This is a genomic window from Adlercreutzia sp. ZJ138 (assembly GCF_011038935.1).
GTDB lineage: Bacteria > Actinomycetota > Coriobacteriia > Coriobacteriales > Eggerthellaceae > ZJ141.
Genome location: NZ_JAAKEA010000036.1, coordinates 1 through 9,399, shown reverse-complemented (window position 1 = coordinate 9,399; position 9,399 = coordinate 1). Strand labels below are relative to the sequence as shown.

Annotated in this window: 10 protein-coding genes; all 10 read right to left on the bottom strand. The window is 55.7% G+C overall.

Annotated features, from left to right (window positions below; translation table 11 throughout):
* Nucleotides 1-1,054: 1,054 nt before the first annotated feature.
* A complete protein-coding gene (locus tag G7Y43_RS10390) occupies nt 1,055-1,690 on the bottom strand; it encodes a hypothetical protein (protein ID WP_165046341.1) in 636 nt (211 codons plus the stop codon).
* 145 nt (nt 1,691-1,835) lie between these two features.
* Complete coding sequence (locus G7Y43_RS10385; protein WP_165046340.1) at nt 1,836-2,207, bottom strand: hypothetical protein; 372 nt, start codon at nt 2,205-2,207, stop codon at nt 1,836-1,838.
* Nucleotides 2,204-2,524 (bottom strand): hypothetical protein, encoded by a 321-nt coding sequence (locus G7Y43_RS10380; protein WP_165046339.1) that lies wholly within the window; start codon nt 2,522-2,524, stop codon nt 2,204-2,206. Before G7Y43_RS10380 ends, G7Y43_RS10385 begins: the two co-directional genes overlap by 4 nt.
* Nucleotides 2,525-2,721: 197 nt before the next feature.
* On the bottom strand, nt 2,722-3,879 hold the full coding sequence (locus G7Y43_RS10375; RefSeq protein ID WP_165046338.1) for a Fic family protein: 1,158 nt from the start codon (nt 3,877-3,879) through the stop codon (nt 2,722-2,724).
* Nucleotides 3,880-4,142: 263 nt separating this feature from the next.
* On the bottom strand, nt 4,143-4,805 hold the full coding sequence (locus G7Y43_RS10370; protein ID WP_165046337.1) for a hypothetical protein: 663 nt from the start codon (nt 4,803-4,805) through the stop codon (nt 4,143-4,145).
* 188 nt (nt 4,806-4,993) lie between these two features.
* Entirely contained in the window at nt 4,994-5,587 is a 594-nt protein-coding gene (locus tag G7Y43_RS10365; protein WP_165046336.1) for a hypothetical protein, read from the bottom strand.
* Nucleotides 5,584-6,888 carry a relaxase/mobilization nuclease domain-containing protein gene (locus tag G7Y43_RS10360; RefSeq protein WP_165046335.1) on the bottom strand — a complete coding sequence of 435 codons (1,305 nt, stop codon included), beginning with the start codon at nt 6,886-6,888 and terminating at the stop codon, nt 5,584-5,586. The genes G7Y43_RS10365 and G7Y43_RS10360 overlap by 4 nt, the downstream gene beginning before the upstream one ends.
* A 2-nt stretch (nt 6,889-6,890) precedes the next feature.
* On the bottom strand, nt 6,891-7,301 hold the full coding sequence (locus G7Y43_RS10355) for a hypothetical protein (protein WP_165046334.1): 411 nt from the start codon (nt 7,299-7,301) through the stop codon (nt 6,891-6,893).
* Between the two features lie 224 nt (nt 7,302-7,525).
* On the bottom strand, nt 7,526-8,539 hold the full coding sequence (locus tag G7Y43_RS10350; protein WP_165046333.1) for a ParB N-terminal domain-containing protein: 1,014 nt from the start codon (nt 8,537-8,539) through the stop codon (nt 7,526-7,528).
* Nucleotides 8,526-9,278 carry a ParA family protein gene (locus G7Y43_RS10345; protein WP_241158254.1) on the bottom strand — a complete coding sequence of 251 codons (753 nt, stop codon included), beginning with the start codon at nt 9,276-9,278 and terminating at the stop codon, nt 8,526-8,528. Before G7Y43_RS10345 ends, G7Y43_RS10350 begins: the two co-directional genes overlap by 14 nt.
* Nucleotides 9,279-9,399 lie beyond the last annotated feature (121 nt).

Genomic DNA, 9,399 nt, shown 5'->3' with positions numbered 1-9,399 from the left:
TCATATCCGAGTGCTCTCACAGAGCTATTTACCGTATGCCCGCGTCCGGCATCCCAGTGGCTTTCGTATATCTGTAAATAGAGTCCTTTTTTGTTCTTGGACTTCTTCAAGAAATACGCCATCGCTCGCCCTTTCTTCATAGCCGCAATGCTTCTATTATAACTCCATAGCACCATATAGAAAACCCTTTTGAAGTATTTTGTCAACCCTCCACAGAATATACAAAAAGACCAGCTCAGTGGCTGGCTTTTACAGATAAGCGTATGTCGAAAATCCTAAAGAATTCTGGTGTCAAATCCTAAAGACGGGTCTCTTCTGTGCCCGGCGTTGGGATGACAAGACGCTTCTCGACGAGCACTACCTCCTCCGGCAATCGAAGATGGTCAGGAATGCTACTGCACACGGCTCTGCCATTCTCAACGGACTCAGCTCCGAGGCAACTCGAATTCAAACCAACAACAACGTTAGCAACGCCCTGGCGGAGATCGGCATCTCGCCCCGCCAGCGCAGTTCGAAAATGAAGAACCCGCGTCTTCAGCAGATTGCCTCGCTTCTCTACCTGCACAAGGAACTGATCAAGGACGGAGAGCTCCACACGAGGGCGACTAAGAACTTGGCATCACTATGTACTTCTATGGCTGAAGCAATGGAGGCGATGCCGAAGAACGACGTAATCAGATCGTCACTCGGTTTTCTTGTGAACGTCACGCAAGCTTGGTTTCAGGATGTACAATGCATGCAGATAGAAAAACCTTCGAGGTTTTGTAGGGCGGAGTCGCGAAAGCGGTTCCGCCTAGTTGTTTCCAAGGGTCATGCAGACCGTCCACGCCGTTTTTTGTAGTCAAACCCGCACCTATGGTCTGCGAAACACCACACCGAGAGCAACGCAATAGACATCAGTAACGTGTTCAAAACACGTACGATTTGCTGGAATTAGTAAGAGAATATTACGCTCGAGATCTGTCACTACGTCCGTCCTCAGTGTCGTCTGAGGTGACAATTCGACACCCCAAACTTCGGTACTCTTCTATGACCGCAAACTCAAACACAACGATTACCGAATGATCGACAATTTGCCGGGTTCCCCGAATCTATTCCCAATGCCGCCGACCACCTTGGTTTCCCAATGGCTTTCTGCTGCATGGTTTACGGTGCTGTAACCGGTGACGATCTGCTTGACCTCGCTGTGATGCCCAGATCCTTCTCCTGCAAGCATGTGTGCCTTGCCGTGGCGTGATGTGTCGCCCGTGACATCCGCGCCACACACGTTGCAATTCGAGACCTCCTTGGTACCGTAAGTCGGAACCTGCTCATCCCCTACATAAACCGAAACACTGCCTTGATGAGCCAGCGAACAAAGCTCCCAACAAACCTCATCGAGATCACCCCATTTCTCTTCCTCGCCGTCTTCTTCCGCTTCGCTTGCCAGCTTCGCCGCCACGAGCTTCGACACGACACTCATCGGAACTCCGGGGACGCAGGGTTCGGTCTCGCCGGTGGGCTTTCGTAGATACGTGTGCAGCTCGCATATCCGCTCGTGCAGACTCTTCGATGACGAGCCGATGCACTCGTAGGCCTTCTCGTCGAAACTCTGGAGGTCGATGAACTCCCCAAGCATGAGCTTCACGATCGCCTCGCCATCGACCACGACGAGCTCGACATGCTCAAGCTCTGTGGCCGATGCAAGCAAGAAGCGCCAGCCTTTGGTGCGCCTGGCAACGGGAACGTCGTTTTTGGCGACATCCTTCCTAAAGAATCTCGTTCTGGCTCGTCTCGAAGAATGCCGGCACCGAAAAGACGCAGAGCCCGTTTGGGGCAATGGGCTGCACGAGCGGTCAGAGAACTTCAATGTAAACGGAGGGCTCGACGTGCATCGTGAGCTCATCGTTGTTGCCGACCGTCCTGAACTCTATGTCCTCCCAGCTCTCGCCGATGCGGCAGAACTCATAAGGGATGCCGCCCTCTTCGAGCTTGTCGAGCGCGTCGGTTACGTTCGTGACGTCGGCGAAGAGGCCGTCGTACCATTTGATGGAGTCCCAGCCGAACACGACGCAGTCGCTGTCCTCCTCGTAGAACTCGGGCTGTCGCTCGGAGCCCATCAGCTCCCGCAACAGGCACGACACTACCAGCACGGTGTTCACCGTCCCGCTATCCCTTAACTCGTCCAGTAATGAGAAATACTCGCTATTGCTGTTGAGGCTTCTCACGAGCGCTTCGTCGGCCTGAACTTCCGGTTCCTTGTTGCACCCTCAGCAACAATCGATCCCTCTTGCACCATTTCAGCAAGTAGCTCGCTCGCACGCGACGCTTGCAACCCGACGGCGTTGGCTATGGCGGCACGCCCCGCAGGTCCATTGTCCTCCAGAAACGCCGCAATGGCGGCCTTGCGCCGTTCGGTCGCGCTTTTATCCGATTCGTCCGATTTATTCGTCCGTTTTTCAGCCTTAGCTCCGAAATCGGATGAATCGCCGGATAAATCAACCAGCGGTAGCGTGAGTGTGGTCCGGTCGGGGCCGTACTCCACCTCGTAGACCGGCTTTGGGTAGCCCCAGTGCCGCCTTCATCTCCAGGCGGTTGCCTTCTTTGAACTGTCCGAATTCGTTAAGGTTCAATCCGCACTCCCATCGTCACGCAATAGCCTTGCCAATTCTACCGCAAGCTCTACGAACAGAAGACGGAGGGTTCCGAAGCCGGGTTCTACATCAGCCTTTACTAAAACCATTACCGGTTGCCGCCGAGCGGCTCGGTTCCCCGTCGAAGAACAGCTAGGTAGCTCTCGTAGGCAAACACGCGGTTGCGCGAAGCGTTGGTGGTTTCTCTCAGAATCCCAAGGGTACACAACTTGCGTACTGCCGAAGCAACCGTGTTGTAGCTCAGGGATAATTCCTCCGCGCAACGCCCGATGCTCATGATGGGGCGCTTCTCCACGTACTCGAGCACACTGGAAAGCGACTTCGTCGTACGTTGTGCCGCTACGCTCTCCCAGCTCTTCCGGTGCAAACGGTCGAGGACGCGTGCCGACTCAAGGGCATCTTCAGCAGCCGCCTTCACGGCCTCCAGGAAAAAGCGAATCCATTGTTCGTAGTTGCCCGATCGCCGTACTTCACTCATGCGGTCGTAATACTCAATTTGATTGCGCTTGAGAAAGTAGGAAACGTAGAGCACTGGGCTGTGCAACATTCCCTGTTCGATGAGGTAAAGCAAGATGAGCATGCGTCCGATCCTGCCATTGCCGTCGAGGAAAGGATGGATCGTCTCGAACTGATAGTGGATAAGAGCCGCACGAATAAGCGGATCAATTTCAGGATCGGCGTTGATGTAGCGCTCCAGGTCGGCAAGCGCGTCAATCATGTCGTCGACGTTAGGTGGGATGTAGCGTGCGTCTTTCAGCGTGCATCCCGACGGGCCGATCCAATTCTGTGAGCGGCGAAACTCACCCGGATTACGCTCGGAGCCCCGTCCACTACCGAGCAACTGAGCATGAGCCTCGCGGAGCAAACGGTTGCAAAGAGGCATCTCGTCGAGACGATCGATCGCATGCCAGAGGCTTTTCGTGTAGCAGACAACATCCTCGACATTCAAGTCGGCGTTGCTCTCAACCTCAGGGTCAAGCAGGTCGTCGAGCGTACACTGGGTGCCTTCAATCTGAGACGAGACAAGCGCCTCCTTGCGCACATACTGCGATACGAAGAGTTGCGCATCCGGAATGAACTGAGCCATCGTGTCTAACTCTTGCAAACGGCGAGAAGCGGCAAGAAGAAGCCGGAGGTCATCGCCATCCAATGCAATTTGAGGTTCTGGAGGAAGCGGCGCCGGTTTAAAAGAACGGTATGCCATCTCACCAGATAAATTGCTCACATAATCACCCGAACGTCCCATGCTCGCCTTTCTAGTTTTTGAAACATAGATCTCAGTATATCCTTTTTATTTCAAAAAATTATAGGATATTGAAATAAAGAGATTTTTGATGCCTGTTTTGATGTCAGCAATCAGCAAAAGTTGGTACCGGCACCTCTGGCTTTACGAGGCGGGATTGCGCAAGCGGTTCTGCCCCGGTTTTTTGGACTCTCAATCTGCTTCCCATCTAAAGCCCGAACGTCACCGCCCGAAGCTCGGAAAGAGCCGGAGAGAAAGCATAAGTCTCATTCCCAATGGCCGCCGACCACCTTGGTTTCCCAATGGCCTTCTGCGGGATGCTCCACGCTGCGGTAGCCCTCCACGGTTTGGAGGACCTCGCTGTGGTGTCCTGATCCTTCCCCTGCGAGCATGTGCGCCTTACCGTGCGCTGATGTGTTGCCCGTTATGTCCTCGCCGCAGATGTTGCAGACGGAGACCTCTTCGGTGCCGTAGACGGGCACCTGCTCACTCCAGGCGGCGCGATCCTCCACCCAAACCCGTTGGGTTTCCTCTACCCAGCGTTTTGGAGGCAAAGAGCTGGAATTGTCGTTGTTGTCAGAAGAAGCTGAAGGCTTTTCGTTGGCGTTGCTAACGTACGCAACGTCTTGCTGTATTGCTGCAGGTTGATCTGCAGAAATTGAGGTGGTTTCCGCATTGCTTGTGTCGACATTGGAACCGCTGTCTGTTGCTGGATCAGATAGGCTTACTTCATCGTCGCTGTTCAGATCTGCTTCCTCGACGAGTCCTTCCTTCGTTGTGCCATTGTTGACAATGTCGATTTGTTCGATCTCGTCGCCGGGCTCTGTGGCACAACTCATGGCAAGAAGCATGATTCCGATAAGCAGCACCAGTACTACTACAACAATAATAATGGCTGTCTTTTTCTTGGTGATGTACGTGGCCTTCATGTCTGTTCTCCTGGTTGTCTATTTCGACGTTTCTTACACACCATTCTGCACTGCGTTGCTACCGTGTTCTATGGTGGACTGATACGTGGCAATGTAATGCGTGCAAATTCGAGAAGGTGGCGAGCTTCTACGCCTACATGAACCTAAACACTGCGCGGATAAGGAACCTCACGAAGGCCCCCGTTGCCCTAATCAAAGCTTTCACAGTCGAATCCCTCCATCCAATCGTCTTCTTCGTCTTCATCGGTTTCAAAAGCCCTTGTCCGCTCTCTCAGTTCGTCTATAGCTCGGGCGGAAAAGCCGCACATGCGCGCCACCGTACTCGCATCTGCGGATAGTTCCGGATACGCTTTGCAAAGCTCGTCGAAGAGAAGGACTGCCCTTTGGGTGATACTCTTGTCGGATGCTGGTGGCAGCCAAAGCTCGCACATCTGCTCGAAGCGGACCATGTCTGCAAGCTCTCCCGAGATCCTCATGAGAGTTGTCTGACCATCGATGCTGACCGCCTCTATTGACTCGAGCTCACTGGCCTCCGCGAGCAGGAATCGCCAACCGCGCTTACGCCGCGCGACGGGCGTCTCGCCTTCTTGGGTTCCTTCTACGTAGGCGTCGCTGATCTCATAGCGGTGTGCCATAAGCCAAAGCCCTGTGTTTCCGAGCGCGTCTACGCGCACCTCGAAGTTGGTGAGCATGTTTGCGCCATCGAAGGGCTCTGGCTTCGTGAATGATGCCGTGTCGAATACGTCCAAGCGGTTATTCTCGTATCTGACCTGTATCCTCATCGCGCGTCCCTCCTATCGGCGGACTCCTGCTGCCGCGCTATCTGGCGCGCATGGTCGGGCTGATTTGTATGTGAGGTCCGCTCGGCCGAACGCGAAGGCGCCTGCACAGACGCGTTGGTGCTTGCGGAATGCCTTCGTCCTATGTGCTCGGGGAGCAGGTTTCGAGCGGCCATGTAGTTCCTTGCGTTCTTTAGAGCTGTCGCGTTCGCTTCGAGTGCCGCTCTCTCCCGGCCCTCGCTCGATTCTGCGCGCCTCTTGAGGGCCTCAATTTTGCGATCGCAGTCTTGCAGGGATGATGCGTTGTGGTAGGCGCATGTCCGAAGCGCTGACGAGAGTTCACCCAAGTCACCGAGGTCGTTTACGAGGATGGCATTTCGCGCGTTACGCAGAAGCTCGCGCGAGGACTTGGCATCGGGGCGGTATGTGTTCGCTCGTTTGAGTTCTCGCTGTATGGTCTCCTTGGCGAAGAGCAGCCCTAGCCGCTCGCCTGACACCCTTCTCGTGGGGGTGTCGGAGAGAGCGTAGACCCAGTCATCGCGTCTTGCGGCCCGTGAGTTGTCGGATATGTCTACCCCGAGCATTTCAAGCACTTGCCTGAATTCACCTTCGTTTCGGGCGAGCGACTTCGCGACCGATACGCGGTTGCGGATGTCGGCTACCCACGAGTACTTTCCCACCTCTTCAAGTTCGCGCTCGGCTCGACCGATGTAGACCTGCTGCATGGTTCTGGGTTTCGCTTTGTGCTCCTGCTTCTTGGCGGAAAGGCGCTCAAGCCCCTCGATGGGTTCTGGGTTGTCAGTTAGGAAGCTCAGCTCGCGTTCTCTGGACATTTCCTGCAGGTCACGGTTGAGTTCTAAGGGGAACTGTGTTTGTAGGCGTCTTCCCGTCACGAGGTTTGTATTGTTCACGACGATGTGGGCATGTGGGATGCTGCTCGCGTTGTCATTGTGATAGACGATTGCGACCTGGTATTCCCCGAAGTGTTTGATTGCCCACGCACAGGTAAGTTCCCTCAGCGCTGCAAGGTCAATGTGATCCTCGGGGTCTGGGGACAGGACAAAATGCTTGTACGTTCTCGCATGCTTGCCGCCGAAAGGCTTGTCGTTTCCTGTGAGGCGACGCAGTTCGTCCATCTCGTCGGCCCAACAGACTTCCGACTTGAGCTCCTCGTCGTCATCGTCTTCTCGCTCGTCCCAGCTCAGATTGAAGTAGTCGTGCGCAAGAGCGCGACCGCCCTTCTCGAGGTATCGCTGAATATTTTGGCAGCTTGTGTGTCCGGATATCGGTTTCAGGACCGGCATGGCTAGCCCCCGATCATAGTGAGCGTTTCGATACGATACATTTGCTCAAGGATTTCTTTGCGACCGGCATCGGTCTGCTCTAACCGAGTGTTCGCCTTGCTCAGAAGCTCGGTCACGGTTTTGTCGTCGATGCGGCCGTTTCTGACCTGTCGGGCTATCGTGTTGAGAGCCTTGACGGCTTGGTTGTAATGTCGCCCCCAGCGGACGAGCTCGCTGTAGATTCGCCCGACGGTTTCCACGTCGAGCGATATGCAATTGGTCCCGACTGCAATGCCTTCTGGTGTCACGGGTATTCGAATGAGGAAGCGCAGGTATTCCGATTTTGACAGCTCGAGTTCTCGCGCGTGGTCTTGCAGCGCCGCGAAGTCCTCGTCGGAGAGTCTGCAGCATACGAGGTGTGGCTTTTCTGCCATGGGTATCAGCTCCAGAGATCGATGGGTTTTCCAGGGGGCGCGGGGCATCCCCCGCAGGCATGGGAAGGCGGCATGGCCGTGGCCGCGCGTCCCTATGCCGCATCGCCCATGCGTGAGAGGGCGGAGTCGCTTGCATGACAAGCGACAGCTCCGCTCGGAACATGGGCGCAAGTGCTAATTCGTATAGTCGTAATACGGCGTTATACGAATTAGGCTACTTGCTGCTAAGAGTGTCTGAGGCGCCCTTTGTCTCTCTTTGGGGTTTTGACATCCGGTTTCGGAAGATGGTCGCTCAGACAGCGAAGTAGCGCGCTGGCCTTCAGGTCGGGCTCCTGTGTTCCTGTGGGAGGCTCGGAGAGGTAGTTTCTGAGCGACGTTATGGCCACCTTGAGCCGAGCGTCAGCTTGCGGGTGGAAGCTCTCGCGCAGGATCAAGGCCAGCTCTCGCTTGCGTGCGAGCTTCTCCTCTTCGGCGGGTTTCACGGCAAGTGCGTCATCGATGTGTTTTGTGATGGCCGCCTTACTCGTGGCCTCTTGCGGGAGGCTATCATAGAGCTCGACTTGGTCGCTTTCCGACATGCACGCGATCTTCTCTATACAGGAAGCGGACAAAGAACCAGACTCGGCTTTGGTGCGCCATGCGTCAATGAGCTTGGTCTCGATCAGCTCTGCAAGCACTTCCTGCCGTTTGATGGTCTTACCACTTACCTTGCGACCGGTTTGCTCTGCGATGATGGCTGCTTTGATGTCTTCGGTGCGAGCGCCGGCGAGCGATGGGTCCACGTTTCGCCTCTGCTCAACCACAACACCGAGTGCGCGGGTTGCAGCCGCCCTTTCCGTCACGGTAAGAGCGCGTGTGAAGTAGTTCGCTGCGTGCAGGAGCGTTTCGGACTCTTCGTCGGTTAGATTCTCGATGATGCGACAAGGCATCTTCGCGTATGTGTCATCATCCCTAGCGAGGAGGGTGTAGGCGGCTTTTCGCCTGTGTCCGGACACCATCTGATACGTTCCGTCATCTTTCTTGCGCACCAGCGGCAGGTCGGTGATGCCTTGCTCTTTGATCGAAGCGGCGAGCCTAGTTATCCCGTCCTCGTCCATCGAGTAAGCCGTGTTACCGGGGTGATCCGATATGTCGTTTACGGGAACCTCTGCGACAGGGTAGCGCCTCTGGGTCTTCGCGCTCTCGTCGAGAAGTCCTGTAATGGTGAAGGCCGACGCAATGTCTTTAGCCGAGCTCATGGAGCACCTCCTTGGCGAGCGCGCGGTAGTCGACCGCTGGTCTGCTTGTTGGGAAGGCGTCGACGACGGGCTTCCATCGCCACGATCCCTCGCAGACCTTGGTGGAGGCATGGATGACCGTCTTGAACTGATTGCCCGGAAAGTAGTTGTCGAGCACGGTCGTGCCGGCGTCTTCACTTCTAGTCGAACGCCCTGGGACGCATGTACGCAGTATTCTCCACTTGGGCATGGGAAGGCGCAGCGCATCGGATATTGAGCGCATGGCGTTGACAGTGAGCGCTGTTCCTCGCATCACCGAGGAGTCAAGCTTCACGGGGATTATCACCATGCCGCCCGCGCTTGCGGCGGCATAGGCGTTGAATGCGAGGCGTTTCATTACAGGCGAGCAGTCGATGATCGCGACGTCGTAGTCACCCGCTGCGTCGTCTAGCGCGAACTTGAGGGTCTGTTCATGGAGCAGCAGTTCGTTTTGGTCAACAAGCTCGATGATGGATGGCACGACGTCGATGTTGGGATAGGTTGTTCTGAATGCGGAGTCCTCGATCGATGCATGACCGTAGAGTAGGTCTATGGAACTGCACCCCTCGCTTTGGGCACTGTTGTAGAGTCCGAAGAAATCAGTGGCGGACGCCTGCGGGTCGAGGTCGACAAGCAGCACCTTCATGCCCTCGTCTGCGAACACGTGCGCCAGGTTCACAGCGGTCGTTGTCTTCCCCACGCCGCCCTTGTAGTTAGTCATGACCACCGGCATAGCCGGTGGCTTGATTGGGCGACCCTGTAAGGGTCGCGAATGCCGGCGGCGGCAAGCCGCGATGGCCCAGCGCACTCTTGCCGGCCGCCCCTAAAGGGGATGCGTTCGC